8 protein-coding genes and 1 pseudogene are annotated in these 16,183 nt (G+C 53.7%); 6 read left to right on the top strand and 3 right to left on the bottom strand.

Annotation, left to right across the window (positions count from 1 at the left end):
* The first annotated feature begins 184 nt into the window (after positions 1-184).
* Positions 185-1,822, top strand: coding sequence for an FGGY-family carbohydrate kinase (locus tag Z042_RS05285; RefSeq protein ID WP_024910598.1), 1,638 nt, complete (start codon positions 185-187; stop codon positions 1,820-1,822).
* Between the two features lie 85 nt (positions 1,823-1,907).
* On the opposite strand, the gene rsmJ is transcribed toward Z042_RS05285, so the two are convergent.
* Positions 1,908-2,654 (bottom strand): 16S rRNA (guanine(1516)-N(2))-methyltransferase RsmJ, encoded by a 747-nt coding sequence (gene rsmJ, locus Z042_RS05280; RefSeq protein ID WP_024910599.1) that lies wholly within the window; start codon positions 2,652-2,654, stop codon positions 1,908-1,910.
* An 8-nt stretch (positions 2,655-2,662) separates the two neighbouring features.
* The gene (prlC, locus tag Z042_RS05275; protein WP_024910600.1) at positions 2,663-4,705 is read right to left on the bottom strand and encodes an oligopeptidase A; all 2,043 of its coding nucleotides are present in this window, start codon (positions 4,703-4,705) and stop codon (positions 2,663-2,665) included.
* A 296-nt stretch (positions 4,706-5,001) separates the two neighbouring features.
* Here prlC and Z042_RS05270 point away from each other — a divergent pair, with 296 nt between their 5' ends.
* The 4 genes from Z042_RS05270 to Z042_RS05255 are packed head-to-tail and all read left to right on the top strand — an operon-like array spanning position 5,002 to position 15,165.
* A complete protein-coding gene (locus Z042_RS05270) occupies positions 5,002-6,849 on the top strand; it encodes an AAA family ATPase (RefSeq protein ID WP_024910601.1) in 1,848 nt (615 codons plus the stop codon).
* Positions 6,849-7,484 carry a 4Fe-4S single cluster domain-containing protein gene (locus Z042_RS05265; RefSeq protein ID WP_236849218.1) on the top strand — a complete coding sequence of 212 codons (636 nt, stop codon included), beginning with the start codon at positions 6,849-6,851 and terminating at the stop codon, positions 7,482-7,484. The genes Z042_RS05270 and Z042_RS05265 overlap by 1 nt, the downstream gene beginning before the upstream one ends.
* 23 nt (positions 7,485-7,507) lie before the next feature.
* Positions 7,508-13,810, top strand: a complete 6,303-nt coding sequence (locus Z042_RS05260; protein ID WP_024910603.1) for an AAA domain-containing protein — start codon at positions 7,508-7,510, stop codon at positions 13,808-13,810.
* The gene (locus tag Z042_RS05255) at positions 13,807-15,165 is read left to right on the top strand and encodes a coiled-coil domain-containing protein (RefSeq protein WP_024910604.1); all 1,359 of its coding nucleotides are present in this window, start codon (positions 13,807-13,809) and stop codon (positions 15,163-15,165) included. Before Z042_RS05260 ends, Z042_RS05255 begins: the two co-directional genes overlap by 4 nt.
* Positions 15,166-15,233: 68 nt before the next feature.
* On the opposite strand, the pseudogene Z042_RS25865 reads toward Z042_RS05255, so the two are convergent.
* Positions 15,234-15,332 (bottom strand): annotated as a pseudogene (locus Z042_RS25865) (IS110 family transposase); the annotation flags it as partial.
* Positions 15,333-15,540: 208 nt separating this feature from the next.
* On the opposite strand from Z042_RS25865, the gene Z042_RS24810 reads away from it, so the two are divergent.
* A complete protein-coding gene (locus tag Z042_RS24810) occupies positions 15,541-16,020 on the top strand; it encodes an Hcp family type VI secretion system effector (RefSeq protein WP_071882791.1) in 480 nt (159 codons plus the stop codon).
* The last annotated feature ends 163 nt before the right edge of the window (positions 16,021-16,183 follow it).

Raw genomic sequence — 16,183 nt, 5'->3', positions numbered from 1 at the left:
ACATTACGGTGATCCCAGCTAGTCCTCCTCTTCCTTTCCTTTGTAATCTGCACATCACCGACAGACCTTCCTTGATTGGTTTATAGGCGGTATCAGCAACTTGCTGACCCTGGCGCTGTGGAGTGGCGCCCTGAGCCCGTTCATCGCATTACAAAATCGAACAACCTGATTGCGGAGAAAAATAATGGCAAGTTATTTCATTGGCATAGACGTAGGAACCGGCAGTGCGCGTGCAGGGGTGTTTGACCTCAATGGCAGAATGGTTGGCCAAGCCAGCCGGGCTATTGAGCTGTATCGCCCAAAGACGGACTTTGTGGAGCAATCCTCCGACAATATCTGGCAGGCGGTGTGCAACGCCGTGCGCGATGCCGTTAATCAGGCTGATATCAACCCGATCCAGGTGAAAGGGTTGGGGTTTGATGCTACCTGTTCCCTGGTGGTGCTGGACAAAGAAGGCCAACCGCTGACCATCAGCCCTTCCGGCCGCAGTGAGCAAAACATTATCGTGTGGATGGATCACCGCGCCATCACCCAGGCAGAGCGTATCAACGCCACCAAACACCGGGTGCTGGATTTCGTTGGTGGGATTATTTCGCCCGAGATGCAAACCCCCAAGCTGCTGTGGCTGAAACAGCACATGCCGACCACCTGGGCCAATGCCGGATATCTGTTTGATTTACCCGACTTCCTGACCTGGCGCGCCACGCAGGACACCACCCGCTCGCTGTGCTCCACCGTATGTAAGTGGACCTATATCGGCCACGAACAACGTTGGGATAAAAGTTATTTCCAACAGATTGGGTTGGAAGATCTACTGGAGCACGACGCAGCGAAGATCGGCAGCGACGTAAAAATGATGGGTGAACCTCTCGGTTATGGTCTGACGCAGCGAGCCGCCAGCGAAATGGGGCTGATTGCCGGTACCGCCGTCAGCGTTTCGATCATTGATGCCCACGCGGGTACGCTCGGCACGCTGGGAGCAACCGGCGTTTCCGGTGAAGTGGCTGATTTTAATCGCCGCATCGCGCTGATCGGCGGCACTTCTACCGGCCATATGGCTATGTCGCGCACCGCACGCTTCATCGGTGGCGTTTGGGGCCCCTATTATTCCGCTATCCTGCCGGAGTACTGGCTGAACGAAGGTGGGCAGTCTGCCACCGGGGCGCTGATCGACCATGTGATCCAATCGCACCCCTGTTACCAGGAATTGCTGGCGCAGGGTAAGGCTAACGGCCAGACTATTTATGAAGTGCTGAATGCCATTCTGCGCCGCATGGCCGGTGAGCCGGAAGAAATTGCTTTCCTGACAAAAGATATCCATATGCTGCCGTACTTCCACGGCAACCGTTCGCCACGAGCCAACCCGACGTTGACCGGCACCCTGACCGGGCTGAAGCTGTCGCGCACGCCGGAAGACATGGCATTGCACTACCTGGCGACCATTCAGGCCATTGCGCTGGGCACGCGCCATATCATCGAAACCATGAACCACAGCGGCTACAGCATTGATACCATCATGGCCAGCGGCGGCGGCACCAAAAACCCGATTTTCGTGCAGGAACATGCCAATGCGACCGGCTGCGCCATGCTGCTGCCAGAAGAGAGCGAAGCCATGCTGCTGGGCGGTGCGATGATGGGTACGGTGGCAGCAGGCGTATTCGATACTCTGCCGGAAGCGATGAATGCCATGAGCCGCATCGGCAAAACCGTCACCCCACAGACCAACAGGATCAAAACCTATTACGACCGCAAATACCGCGTATTCCACGAGTTATACAACGACCACATGAAATACCGCCAATTGATGCAAGAGGAAATATGAAGCAGCAGGGATAGCAACGCACTGCCGCTATCTGGGCTATACCTAAGCGGCACCATGATGTTAACTGAATGAATAATATGCCGTTTTACAACGGCATATAGATATCAAAACGGTGATTTTTGGTGGTGCTCGCAGCATGCGCCGGTATAGCTGCCAGCGGCGGTGCATAGTCCGGGCGTTTCACCACAATACGTTTAGTGGCTAATCTGCGAGCGGGCTCCAGCAGGCCATCTGCGTCGTCGTCACTGCCCACCAGCGCCTGGAATACCCGCATTTCCTTCTTCACCAGCGCGCTTTTCTGTTTATGCGGGTACATCGGATCGAGATACACCACTTCCGGGCGCGGATCGAGCTCCCCCAATGCCGTCAGGCTCGACGCATGCAGTAATGTCATCCGCTCACGCAGCCACGGGCCAATCTCGGCATCCTGATAACCGCGCTGTAGGCCATCATCAAGCAAAGCGGCAACCACCGGGTTGCGTTCCAGCATGCGCACCTGGCAACCGAGCGCGGCCAGTACAAAAGCATCGCGCCCCAAGCCCGCAGTGGCATCCACCACGCTGGGCAGATAGCTGCCCTTGATCCCCACCGCTTTGGCGACCGCCTCACCACGGCCACCGCCAAAACGCCGCCGGTGTGCCATCGGGCCAGCGACAAAATCGACATAAATCGCACCGAGTTTCGGCTCATCGCGCTTGCGTAGCTCCAACCGTTGCGGCGTTAACACCAGCGCCACCAGCGCATCGTCGTCAGAAGCCAGTTGCCAGCGCTCCGCCAAAATAGACAAGGCGCCGGGATCGGCGCCTGCTTCACATAATAAACACACGCTCACGTGGCGAGTTATCCTTTAATACCGTAATGGCGCAGCATCGCATCCAACTGCGGTTCACGGCCGCGGAAACGTTTGAACAGCTCCATTGGCTCTTCAGAACCGCCGCGCGACAGGATGTTATCCAAGAAGGATTTGCCGGTTGCCGCGTTGAAAATCCCTTCTTCTTCAAAGCGTGAATAGGCATCGGCTGACAGCACTTCCGCCCACAGATAGCTGTAGTAACCTGCGGCATAACCACCGGCAAAGACGTGGCTGAAGGCATGAGGGAAACGCCCCCAGCTTGGCGAAGGCACCACGGCAACGGCTTTCTTCACCTCGGCCAAGGTCGGCAGGATTTGTGCGCCTTTTTCTGGGCTGTATTCAAAGTGCATGCGGAAATCAAACAGGCCGAATTCCAACTGACGCAGAATGAATAATGCTGCCTGGTAGTTTTTCGCTTCCAGCATCTTATCCAGCAAGGCTTTTGGCAGTGGTTCACCGCTTTCGAAGTGGCCGGAGATAAACGCCAAGGCTTCGGGTTCCCAACACCAGTTTTCCATAAACTGGCTTGGCAGTTCGACCGCATCCCACGGCACCCCGCTGATCCCGGCGACACCGGCCGTATCAATCTGCGTCAGCATATGGTGCAGGCCATGACCAAATTCATGGAACAGCGTGGTCACTTCGTTATGGGTAAACAGCGCTGGTTTATCGCCCAATGGGCGGTTGAAGTTACACGTGAGGTAAGCCACCGGTTTTTGCAGCTCACCGCTCGCTTTACGCAGGCTGCCAACGCAATCGTCCATCCACGCTCCGCCACGTTTATTTTCACGGGCATACAGATCCAGATAGAAGCTGCCGCGCAGTTCGCCGTTCGCGTCGAACAGATCGAAGAAACGCACTTCCGGGTGCCAGGTATCCACATCTTTACGCTCTTTAGCGCTGATGCCGTAAATACGTTTCACCACTTCAAACAGCCCTTCAACGACACGCTGTTCTGGGAAATAGGGGCGTAGCTGTTCGTCGCTGATCGAGAACAGATGTTGTTTTTGTTTTTCACCGTAATAGGTGATATCCCAAGCTTCAAGCTCATCAGCGCCGTAATGCTGTTTGGCGAAAGCGCGCAACTGCGCCAGCTCCTGCTCTGCCTGCGGGCGGGCGCGTTTGGCCAGATCGTTCAGGAAACCCAGCACCTGCTCTGGGTTTTCTGCCATTTTGGTGGCGAGGGATTTATCGGCATAGCTGGCAAAGCCCAGCAATTGCGCCAGCTCGTGGCGCAATGCCAGCGTTTCTGCCATTACCGTGCTGTTGTCCCACTTACCGGCGTTCGGCCCCTGGTCAGAAGCTCGGGTGGCAAAGGCACGGTACATCTCTTCACGCAGTGCCTGATTGTCGGCATAGGTCATTACCGGCAGATAGCTCGGCATATCCAGCGTCAATAACCAGCCTTCCTGTTCTTTTGCCTGAGCCATCGCCTGAGCCATCGCCAGCGCACTTTCCGGCAGCCCGCTCAGTTGATTAACATCGGCGATCAGTTTGCTCCAGCCCATAGTGGCATCAAGCACATTGTTGCTGTAGGTCGAGCCTAATTCAGACAGGCGCGCCACAATCTCACCGTAGCGCTTTTGTTTTTCCGCCGGTAAACCAATGCCCGATAGCTCAAAGTCACGCAGCGCGTTTTCTATCGCTTTACGCTGGGGCACGCTCAGGCTGGCAAAACCTGCACCTTCTTTCAGGCTACGATAGGCTTTATACAGCCCTTCGTGCTGGCCTACCCAGGTGCCATATTCGGAAAGCAGCGGCAGCGCCTGTTCGTAGGCTTCTCGCAGTTCCGGGCTGTTTTTCACCGCATTCAAATGACCAACCGGCGACCAGATCCGCGCCAAACGATCGTCAGATTCCGCCAGTGGCTGGCACAGATTCTCCCAGGTAAACGGCCCCGGCTGCGCCACCACGCGCTCCACCGCAGCACGGCAGTCGGCCAGTGCGGATTGTACCGCCGGTACGATATCTTCAGGACGAAGCGCCGAAAACGGCGGCAAAGAAAACGGTGTCAGCAACGGGTTGGTCATAAGGGTAATCCTGATTGACGTTGTGGGCCTGATGCAAGCATCTGACCAGATAAATACCAATGTTTAACTAACATGGTGCCGAATGGCAGGAAAATCAATGGTTATAGACGGTGTTTTGAGTTCCTTGGCTCATGTACCCCAAGGTTATGGTAAGCACATCACTATCTGTCACTCACAGGATGAATTATCCTTAGGCTCATTAAGGATGGTTTAGCTTGTCGCGTTTAGCGATGTGGTGCGAATTCCCTCAAAAAAATCATCAGGAATTCCGCCGGAAACAACCATAAGGGATCTCAATGCAACAACCATATCGTTATCAACAACCCCGTTGGATGCGCGACTTGCTGCGTTTTTTACCTCTAAAAAGCCAGTTCGTGTTCTCAGGCAATGTGCGCGATCTGCAAGCCTGCGAGATTAGCCCCAACATCGTCACGCCGGTTGCATTTAATCAATCCCTGCATAATGCGCTGCGAGAAGCGGGTTATCAGCATGTGGTGATGTTTAACCTGCTGAACGGCTTTATACCAATGGTGCCACCAGGAGAGGACCCGGCACCAACGCAGAAACTGCTGAGCCAATTGGGCCTTAATATAGTAGAAGGCCGTGCCAATGGGGGAATTGATCTGCTGAGCACCACGCTCGAACGGCTGATCGAGCTACCCGGTGAACCCGTGGCACTGATTGTTGACTTCGCCTCTTGCCTGATTAATCACCGGGATAACCTCTCACCGGTGGAACATAGCCTGTTTACCCGCGCCCTGGTGCTTTCCCACCAGGCTCGTGCGCGCCCTTACGGCGAGCAGCGCCGGGCATTTTTTAATACCGTATTGTGGGTTGTTGATAAAGAAGGCGATTTACCTGATTGGTTTTTGATCAATAACCCACTGATTCGCCATATCCCGGTCGCCAAACCCGATCGCATTGCCCGCCATGCGTTAGCGCCTGCGCTGTTACGCTCGCTACCGGGCCAATCCGTTGAAACGGCCGTTCAAGAGCGAGCGGCCCAGGAGTTTGTGGATGAAACGGAAGGGTTGCTGCTGCTGGATATGAATGCCATTGCTCGGCTGGCCCGCATTGAAGGCGTCGCTCAAGAACAGATTAGCGACGCAGTTCGGCGCTATAAAGTGGGGATTACCGAAGATCCATGGCTAAAAATTGAAAAAGAGAAGATTCGTCAGGCCGCCAGCACGATCCAGAAACGAGTCAAAGGGCAAACCCATGCCATTACGCATATGTTGGATATCATCAAGCGTGCGGTCACGGGCGTAGGCGGGGGCAAACAAGGGGGGCGCCCCCGCGGTGTGATCTTTTTGGCTGGGCCGACCGGCGTGGGTAAAACCGAGCTGGCCAAAACCGTTACCGAATTACTGTTTGGTGATGAAAGTGCCTATATCCGCTTCGATATGTCAGAATTTAGCGCCGAACATGCCGATCAACGTTTGATTGGCGCGCCGCCAGGATATATTGGCTATAACCTGGGCGGCGAGTTGACCAACGCCATTAGGGAAAAGCCGTTTAGCGTGGTGCTGTTTGATGAAATAGAAAAGGCCCACCCACGGCTGATGGATAAATTTTTGCAGATTATCGATGACGGCGTGCTAACTTCCGGCCGTGGCGATCGCGTCTATTTCTCTGAAGCCCTGATTATTTTCACCTCCAATCTGGGTATCTATCGCCTGGACAGTCACGGCGAACGGGTAGCCAATGTGCGGCCAGAGGAACCATTTGCAACGGTACAGAAAAACGTCAAGGCCGAGATTGAACGCCACTTCAAGCTGGTGCTAAACCGCCCTGAGCTGCTTAACCGCATTGGTGAAAACATCATCGTCTTTGACTTTATTCGCCCCGATGTTGCCGAACAGATATTTAGCCAAATGACCGAAAACACGCTGGCGGGGCTCGGCAGGCTCGGGCTGACGGTAACCATCGGCCAAGCGGCGCTGGAGCTGTTGCGTAAGATCTGCCTGGCCGACTTATCCAACGGCGGGCGCGGTATTCGTAACCATCTGGAAGCACATTTGGTTAATCCACTGTCACGGGCGCTATTTGATGTGGACGCACAGCCGGGCGATCGTTATCACATTGCAGACCTGCTGACGGGTGCATCCACACAGCTGGTTCTGACCAAACAGCAGGAGCCGTAATGCCGATGGCGGTAGGTTTATCACGTTTGCACTTTCCGGTAACCACCTTGGGGCCAGGAAAACGTATTGGTATCTGGTTTCAGGGATGTTCTCTGCTCTGCCCCGGCTGCCTCTCTCCAGAAACATGGCGATTTACCCGCGACAAGATAGCGATGGCAACACTGGTAGAACAGTTGCGCCCGTGGTATCCGCAGGCGGATGGCATCACAATCTCTGGAGGGGAACCGTTCGATCAACCCCAGGCATTAAGCCAACTGCTGTCTGCCATTCGTCAGGATTTTAACGGCAATATTCTGGTGTTTAGCGGTTATCCCTATGCCACCATCATCCCTTATCTAAGCACAATGGCAGGGCTGATTGATGCGTTGGTTTCCGGCCCGTTTGAACAGGAAAGCCCGCAGACACTGCAACTGAGGGGCAGTGATAACCAGGTTTTGCATCTGCTGACCGAAGTGGGTAAAACTCATTTTAGTGACTTCGAGCAGCCATTAAATGACCAAGAAAAAGTACTGGATATGACGCTTGATCGGCAGGGCAGAGTCAGCTTGATAGGCATTCCACGCCGAGATGATTTAATTCGCCTGCGGGCGTTCCTTGAACAACAGGGGCACTCTTTTGCTCCAGTCACCAAATAACTCAGTGCCCGGAAACGACCACCATGATGCGTTTTTGCCCTAATTGCCATACGGAACGTGCATTAACAGAAATTTTCTGTGAGGGCCAGATTGAGCATCATCCCTGTGATTGGGATCTTTCTTCCGAGCCTATTCACGTTAAGGGATGGCGGCCAATTGCGGTTATCAGCGCTGAAGAAATGGTGCAGGAAGCCACTGAGAACGTAGCCGCGTTACCCGAGGTGGCGCATTGCCAAAACGGCCACCCGCTGGAAGCTGGGGATCTGATCTGTATGCAGTGCGGCGCGGATGCGGCGGATGGAGCAGCGCCACCGCCAGCCGCCACCCCAGAACCGGGCTTCGGCACAGTCACCCAGATTGGCCACTGGAAAATCCTGCGCCGTATTAACCAGAATGACAGTATTCGTGAACGCTATCAGGCGCAGCATCAGGAAAGTGGCCAACACGGGATACTCACGCTGTATACCTACGGCGCAGAACCTGATCTGGCCGTTTATGAGGTGATCCGCAACCTGCCCCGCGAGCATATTCCCGATATTCTTGATACGGGCCGTTGGAATGCTCGGGCCTGGCAGGTCGCAGAAGAAATGACCAGTGGTTCACTGGCCGACGCAGCCGCCAGGGGCGACTTCTGGCAGCCTGAAGAAATCCCCCATGTCGTCAGAGAGCTAGGCAGCGCCTTAGCCAATTTTTCTGAACATGGCTTGCGCCACCGCAATCTCCGGCCCAGCAACCTGCTGATCCGTACTCGCGATCCGTTGGATCTGGTGATCATCGAATTTGGTTCCGCCTGCCTGTCTGAGTTCGATCTGGATATCGTTTCTCCTTTGGAGATCACCCGTTATAGCGCACCGGAAACGTTAGCCGGCGGCGTGGCCGCCGCCTCTGACTGGTGGAGTCTGGGCATTATTTTGCTTGAGCAGATCACTCAGGGAGCCTGCTTTACCAATATCCATCCCCATGCGTTTTTAATTCAGGTGCTGGCGAATGGCGTCACGCTGCCTGAACACCTTGATCCACATTTACGGCTGTTGCTGCGCGGATTGTTAACACGCGATCGTCATCGGCGCTGGCAGTGGCCGGAAGTACAAGCCTGGTTGGATGAGCAGCCGGTAACCGTGGCAGATGAATCGCCCTCTGTCTCTGACAATCAACTGATGAGCATTACGCTGGGCCAACAGCGCTACACGCAGCCCGCCGTGTTCGCTCTGGCAGCGGCAGAGCAGCACCATTGGCAGGAAGCGTTGGCGCTTATGCAGCGGGGAACGATTGTGTCCTGGGCGCAGCAGGCCGGTTTGGGCGACACGTTGATCACCCGGTTGCAGCAGGCCGTTGAGTTGGCCGATCTCAGCGATGATTACCGCCTGATACTGGTATTAAAGCTGCTTAATCCCAATATGCCGCTGATCCTTCAGGGTGAAATTGTGACACCAGCCTGGCTGCTGGAGCACCCGCAGGAAGGTCATGCCTTGTTGGCCAGTTCACTGCCCGGCGTCCTTGGCCAGATGGAGCCAGGCCATTGGCTGTTCCAGCTAAAATCACGGCAAGAGAGAGTCCGGCAGCGGGGGGAAAACCTGAAGATCGCCTTTAATGAAGCCCTCTTGCGCATTCATTTACTGGCCACTTCACGGGCGCGATTGCTGGCCATTTGGGAAGAACAGCGCAAGCTATTCCCCGATACGCTGCATAACGGGCTCAGAACGCTGATCGATCGGCGTCATCCGAACGAAGATGAACTTATCCTGCTGCTGAGCGCCGACCTAGGGCAATTCACCTCGGCAGAAAGCCTGCTGGTGCAGGCCAGTGAACTGGCTAGCCAATATCATGTAATGGGTTTTTCTCGTGAAGCATCGCGCGAGCTTCTGGCGCTGCCCCGCTCAGAGATTTACCAACAGTTGGCCGCTCGTATCAATGGTTTTAACCGCTGCAACATCACCGATATCGACAACTGGGCAGCTCGCTTTTTGCAAACGCGCCGCCTGCCGCTGGAACAGGCTCTGGTGATGTTAACTCTTCCACCAGAACAGTGGATCGTGCCGGAAAAACAGCGCTACATTCACCAGGTTCTGGATTTTTTCACGCGTAAAATTACCGCCTCTACCCTACGTGGCTCGTTGGTACGCATGAGTATCAGCCCACATGCCGGGCGAGTTGACCTGGCTGGATTAAGCGGGCAGAGAAAAAGCGCTGAAACCCTGCTCAACCATTTGTTGACCCGCAGCCGCCAGCCGATCTCCATTGATAGCCAAACCCTATTGGATAACGAGCAGGCTGACTGGCAATTGCGAACCCTGCATGCGCAGACTCAGCTCTATATGCGGGATACCGGCATTAACGGCATGTATCTCGGCTTTCCTTTCATCGTGATTAACACGCAGCCCAAACAGATTAAGCCGCGTATCGCGCCGCTGTTGCTGTGGCCGATAAATATCATTATGGAAGCGGGTATCCGCGGGGTTGCCAGCCTGCGTTTCGATCACGAGCGCGGAGCTGTGTGTTTGAACCCGGCGTTGGAAAGTTTTGTTGGGATTCCATCGGTAAAACGCTGGCAGGCGATTGTTGACCAACTGCTGAGCCAGGCCGCATTGAGTGCCGAAGAAGTGATTGAAAGTTTCACGGCGCTGGTGCCTGCCCTGGAACAGCAGTTGGTTCCGCTCCCGCCGTTGAATGTTAAAATTGCGGAGAACACCAGCCAGTTGGTGTGTTCTGCCGTGCTCTTCCATGCGGCATTTATCGGCCAGGCGATCGGTGAAGATTTGCGCCAGCTATGCCACTTATCCCCCGCAGGCACCGCGCTGGAAACGGCGCTGGGCCTGAATCCAGAGGTTACCACCGTAGCTCAGCCAACCTCGGCCAAGGAATGCTATTTTACCGCAGCCAGCGATCCCTCGCAGGAAGCAGCGGTTCTGGCCGCTCGTAATGCGCCAGGATTGTTGATTGAGGGCCCTCCGGGCACCGGCAAAAGCCAGACCATCGTTAACATGGTCGCAGATGCCATTGGTCAGAAGCGCAGCCTGTTGATCATCTGCCAGAAGCCAGCAGCGCTGGAGGTGGTATTTAAACGTATTATGGCTGGCGGCCTGGGCAATCGCGTGGTGATGGTCAAAAACGCGCAGAAAGGCCGCGACACCATTATCCGTAACATACGGGCCCAGCTTGAAACCCTGTATCAACCCGACGATAGCAACACAGTCAATCCCTGGGTAACTTCACGAGAGAAAACGGGCCGTCACCTCGATCAGTTGGAACACGATCTGGACAGTTACTATCAGGCACTGCACCAGCAAGATGAACACATTGGCATTAGCTACCGGGATGTGCTCGGTGAACTCATGTTGCTGGAAACGTATGTAGAACGTCTGGAACTGCCTGCGCTGCAAACGGTGCTGCAAAATTGCACGCTTGAGCACCTAGAGGCCATCAAACGGGCCATCATCCCGGCCATAGCGCTCTGGTTGGAAGCGGATTACGAGCACAGCCCGCTGGCCCAACTGAGCCCATTCCTGTCTCATCAGGCCACGTTGCAGGATTTTACCCGCCGTTTCACACGGTTTTATCAGGTTGAACAGCAAAGGGATGAGAGGCTGACTAACCCACACCGTGCCTTTGAAGTGACAGAGCACGAGGAATACCAGCGAAGCCTGGCGAAGTATCAGACCTTACTGACTTCGTTAACCCCAGCAGAGTGGGCGAACCTGGCCCAATGGCTACCGCTGTTTTATGCCCATCACGGTAGCATCGTTCAGGGTGAACAACTGTTAGCTCAGTTAGAGCAACTGTCTGGTCGGCTACAGGAGATCGACTCTTCTGGCCGCGATCCGCTGATGTTTGCCCCCTTAGCCCATTGCGACAGCCAACGGCTCTTGCAGTTAACCACTGCGGCGGAAGAAGCCAAAAAACGCAGCTTATTTCAGCGCATTAACCCCTGTTATTACCTGCGCCGCAGCAGGCTGAAATTATTCCTGCAACAGCTTGGCTGGCAAAACGACCATGATACTGTGGCCCGCCTGCTGATTTCTGCCCGCTCAGAGCAACAGTGGCGAGCCGTCAGAACGGAACTGAACCGCTTGCAGCAACGTTTGGGGTTGCCAACCGTAGGGCTGTTGGACAACCTGGCATTAACCCGCCAGTTAGCAACGACACAGCGGGATCTGCGCTTTATCTGCACGTTGTATCAACAGATATCAGATTTGGTGGGTCTTGACCGATTAGTGCCCGCTATCATCGAACACCAGCAAGCCGGTTTCACACGGGAATGTGAAGAGATCGCCGCCGCGATAGCGCGTTGCCAGGCCCGTGCAGCAAGCTCAGAGGCATTGGAAAATCTACGTGGCTGGCTGCAACTCTCTGCGGTAGAAACATTCGCTCAGGCCATCCATAACAATAGCTCCCTCACTGTTGCACTTGAGGCTATTACGGCTGCACTTCCCTCATTGGCAGCCTATCAGCAATTCCGGCCAGTTGCGGCACAGCTGGATACTGTCAGCCTGGCCATCCTGAGCATGTTACGCCAGCAGAAAACCACGCTGGCCCGCTTTGAACCACCGCAGTTAGCGTTGGTGGTTGCGCAAGCGTTGGATCGTGAGGTGCGTTTAGTCTGGAAACAACAGTTAGAGTGGCATTCGCCGATATTGCTGCTGGAACCCACGGTGATTAACGCCAAGATTGAGCAATTGGCTACCGCCGATGGCGAAATGAAAGCCTTGAATAAGCTGGAGCTGACCGAGGTGATTAAAACGGCCAACATCAGCCCACTGCGGAAGTGGGAAGAAATTACTCGCCTCACCGGAAAGCGGGCGCGTCGGTTACGGGAATTTATCGATCAAGGCAGTATGCTAGGGCTGATGCAACTGCGGCCGGTTTGGTTAATGACGCCAGATGTTGCCAGCCAGGTTTTACCCTTGCAGGCTGGGCTGTTCGATACGGTGATTTATGATGAAGCTTCACAGATGCCGGTAGAATACGCATTGCCCACCCTGTTTCGCAGCCGCAACATGGTCGTCAGCGGGGATGAGAAACAGATGCCGCCATCGGCTTTCTTCTCTGGCAAAGCCATGGCTGAAGACGAGCCTGATGATGACGAAGGCCTGTTTGAAGCCGATAGCACCCAGCAAGAAGAAGCCGCTGAAAGCTGGAACTATCGGCAAATCAGCGACTGCCCGGATCTGCTGCACCTGGCTCGTACCGTATTACCTAGCCAAACGCTGGCCATCCACTATCGCTCCACTTATCGGGAACTGATTAACTTTTCCAATCATGCATTCTATGAAAATCGGTTAAATATTCCGGCCCAGCATTCTGGCAAGATCATTGATGCGGTCAGGCCGGTTTCACTAATGATGGTCAATGGGCTGTATCAAAACCAGAGTAATCAGCAGGAAGCCGAGCAGGTCGCTACCGTGCTGGCAGAAATTTGGCAACAACCTTACGCAGAGCGCCCTTCCGTTGGTGTAGTGACCTTCAATCAGAAACAAGCGCAGCTGATCCAGAATGTGCTGGAAGCCAGGGCCGAACAGCATGCCGAGTTCCGCCAGGCTTACCACGAAGAACAGCAGCGGTTGGAGGATGACGAGGATATGTCCTTCTTTGTGAAGAACGTGGAAAACGTGCAGGGGGATGAACGGGATGTGATTATCTTCTCTACCACCTTTGGCCGTAACCCACAGGGCACTTTCCGCCGTAATTTCGGTATTCTTGGCCAGCAAGGGGGGGAACGGCGTTTGAACGTGGCGGTGACCCGGGCCAGAAATCAGGTGATGATTATTTCCTCGATGCCGATTGAAGAGATTTCCGATCTGCTTGCCACCCACCGCCAGCCGGATATCCCGCGCGATTTCCTGCAAGGGTATCTGGAGTATGCCCGCCGTTTATCCACAGGCCAGTTTGCTCAAGGCCAGGCGCTGTTAATGCGCATGAACCGTACACAATTAGCCAGCCGCTCGCCGGTGGAACACCCTGATGGTTTTGTGCAATCCGTTGTTGAGTATATTCGCTCACAGGGTTGGTTAATTGCAGAGTCCCAACAGGAAGGCGCTTTCTATTTTGATTGTATTATTGAAGATCCATCAACGGGCCGCTATTTACTGGGTATTGAGTGCGATATGCCACGCCACGCGCTATTGCAACGTGCCAGGGCGCGTGAACTCTGGCGCCCAACCATCTTAAAGCGGGTAACCGCATTCCGTCATCGCATCTCTATTCAACATTGGTATCACCATGGCCCAGAGGAGCGTCTGCGTTTAACACAGGCCATTACACAAGCTATGGGCATGGAACAGCAGCCTGCGGCGACCACCTCTGATGCAACAAGCGAGGAAAACACATGAGTTCGTCAGTCCATATCATTCGGGCCAAACGTGAAGATATTGCCGAGTACCGTCGTTCAATGGCCTGCCTGAGCGCATTGATGCAGCAATGGGAAGCGCTTAATCAGCACTATAGCGAAGCCGATCCGGTAATGATTGAGCAGATACACCAGCGTTATCAGGACATACAACGCTATGGCACCGACATCCGCAACTATAGTGCCGAGCGTTTTGCCAGTTTGACCGCACAAATTCCAGGCATGATTGAGTTTATGCGCCAGAATATTGAACAAATCCAAGAGGCACGGATTGAGCAGTATGCTGTGCAACGCCAGCATCAACGATCGCGGCAGGAAAGCGCCGCAATGTTGTTAGATCTGCTTAAGCAACAGATGCCAGAGCAGCAAACGTTGATACAACAGCTTGCCGACGCCGTTGACCATCAAGAAAACACTGACTCAGGGCAGATTTTGGGTCAGGCCATGCAGTTAATCAGCCAACAGCCAATACGGCTGACAGAAGAACAGCAAGCGCTAGCACAGCGCCTGAAAGATCCACAGGCAATACCGGCACGCCATCAGTACGATCATCCTGTTACTCAGTGCTTACGGCGTATTGACAGGCATATTGCCGAGTTAGCCGTATTAGATCCGCAAGGAAATATGACTACTTTTACCCAGCGGGCTGCGGAACTGGAGCGGCTACCGCAAAACACCCACTGGAATCTGCTCAGTGATTCGCTGACGCTGGATTTGGCTGAAACCACGCGCGCCGCCAGAACCCTGGTGGAGAAAAGGCAGCAGCTCAGCCTGCTGATTGCCGGGTTGAGCAGCTATCACTCACCTGAGGCTAACGCCTTGATGGAGCGCTTAAATCTGGTATTGACCTCGCGCGAATTGCCGCTGTTACTTGAGGCTATTGCTGTAGCTCAGGCCGCAACGGAACAACAACGCTTGAATATTGCCGCTCTGGCCAGGCGTGAGGCCGTTCTCGCAGGATTGGCAAAATTGGGGTACGAGGTACGCGAAAGTGATGCGCAAGCCTGGTCAGATGACGGAAAAGTGGTGATCCGTAAACCGGCAACGCCAGGCTATGGCCTTGAGTTAGCCGGAGCACAGGGGAGCGAACGCTTCCAGGTACGGGCGGTGGCTTTCTCTGAACAGCGGGATACTCAGCGAGATACCGATATTGAGTCAATCTGGTGCAGTGAGCACCAAAAACTCCAGCAAATACTACAAGAAACCGGCGATACATTAACCATCGAACGTGCGCTGGCAGCAGGTTCTTCGCCGCTTAAAGTGGCTCAACCGGCCAACGAACAGGCAGATCAGGCCGATTATCGTTACCGTGGGGATAGCAGCCGCAGCCTTGATTAGGCCATGACACGGCTTTCTTGCGCAGGGCCGTCTCCTGCTATAACCATAATGCGCATGGAGCCTTGTCAGAAGCCTTTCCAGAGCAGGGCATTGCCTTGCCGATCCTGGCAATGAACGTGAAAGGAATGTTTACCCAGGTCAATACCAATAAGCGTGGCATTTTGCATGATGGAACCCTCAAGAGAATTACACCCTGCCAGCGTACTGCTCACAGGGTGGGGGTGCCCATCTCATTAACAAGCAATTACACAATTTAAATTACAGTCTCTAAAGATATCCACCCCAACACACATGACACAAAAATACCCAGGCCATGTGACAAATACTACCTGTATGCATTAGCATGATCCACACACCCAACAAGGAGAAATTAATATGGCAAATTTGATTTATTTAACCTTAACAGGTCAAAAACAGGGATTGATTTCTAGTGGCTGTTCATCTTCAGACTCTATAGGCAATAAAGGTCAACTCAATCACGAAGACCAGATATTGATTTACAGCCTAATCCATACAATGACTCGTACACAACACGTTCACCACAACCCAGTGACAATCAAAAAACCTATCGATAAATCATCCCCTTTACTGGCTGTCGCTATATCATCGAATGAACTATTAGAGGCTATGTTCTATTTTTATCGGACGAGTCAGGATGGTACCCAAGAGTTATATTTCTCGGTAAAATTGACTGGCGTCACTATTTCGGAGTTTTCATCACACCATCCTCACAACATCACACACACAGGTGTGCAACCACAAGAAACCTTATCATTACGTTATAAAAGTATTACTTGGCAGCATCATATTTCTGGTACAAGTGGCTATAGTATCTGGGACGAAAGAGTTTATTAATTTTAAAGTAATTCCTCTGTTATCGAGATAGCAGAGGAATTATACTCCCAATAGTCTATGAGATTGAACGTTTTGCTATAGCATACGGGACACCACTGATTATGCTAAAGAAAAGTGCACCATATATAAAATCATCGCTCTCAAAAACGTCAATACCCAACAA

Source organism: Chania multitudinisentens RB-25 (assembly GCF_000520015.2).
Classification (GTDB): domain Bacteria; phylum Pseudomonadota; class Gammaproteobacteria; order Enterobacterales; family Enterobacteriaceae; genus Chania; species Chania multitudinisentens.
Note: the sequence above shows the minus strand (reverse complement) of the source record. Positions and strands in the feature narration are given on the sequence as shown.

Bases quoted from the DNA above. Each gene is read 5' to 3' on its own strand.
- Z042_RS05285 (WP_024910598.1), top strand. From the start codon at position 185: ATGGCAAGTTATTTCATTGGCATAGACGTAGGAACCGGCAGTGCGCGT.
- Z042_RS05265 (WP_236849218.1), top strand. From the start codon at position 6,849: ATGCCGATGGCGGTAGGTTTATCACGTTTGCACTTTCCGGTAACCACC.
- Z042_RS05270 (WP_024910601.1), top strand. From the start codon at position 5,002: ATGCAACAACCATATCGTTATCAACAACCCCGTTGGATGCGCGACTTG.
- Z042_RS05255 (WP_024910604.1), top strand. From the start codon at position 13,807: ATGAGTTCGTCAGTCCATATCATTCGGGCCAAACGTGAAGATATTGCC.
- Z042_RS05260 (WP_024910603.1), top strand. From the start codon at position 7,508: ATGATGCGTTTTTGCCCTAATTGCCATACGGAACGTGCATTAACAGAA.
- Z042_RS24810 (WP_071882791.1), top strand. From the start codon at position 15,541: ATGGCAAATTTGATTTATTTAACCTTAACAGGTCAAAAACAGGGATTG.
- prlC (WP_024910600.1), bottom strand. From the start codon at position 4,705: ATGACCAACCCGTTGCTGACACCGTTTTCTTTGCCGCCGTTTTCGGCG.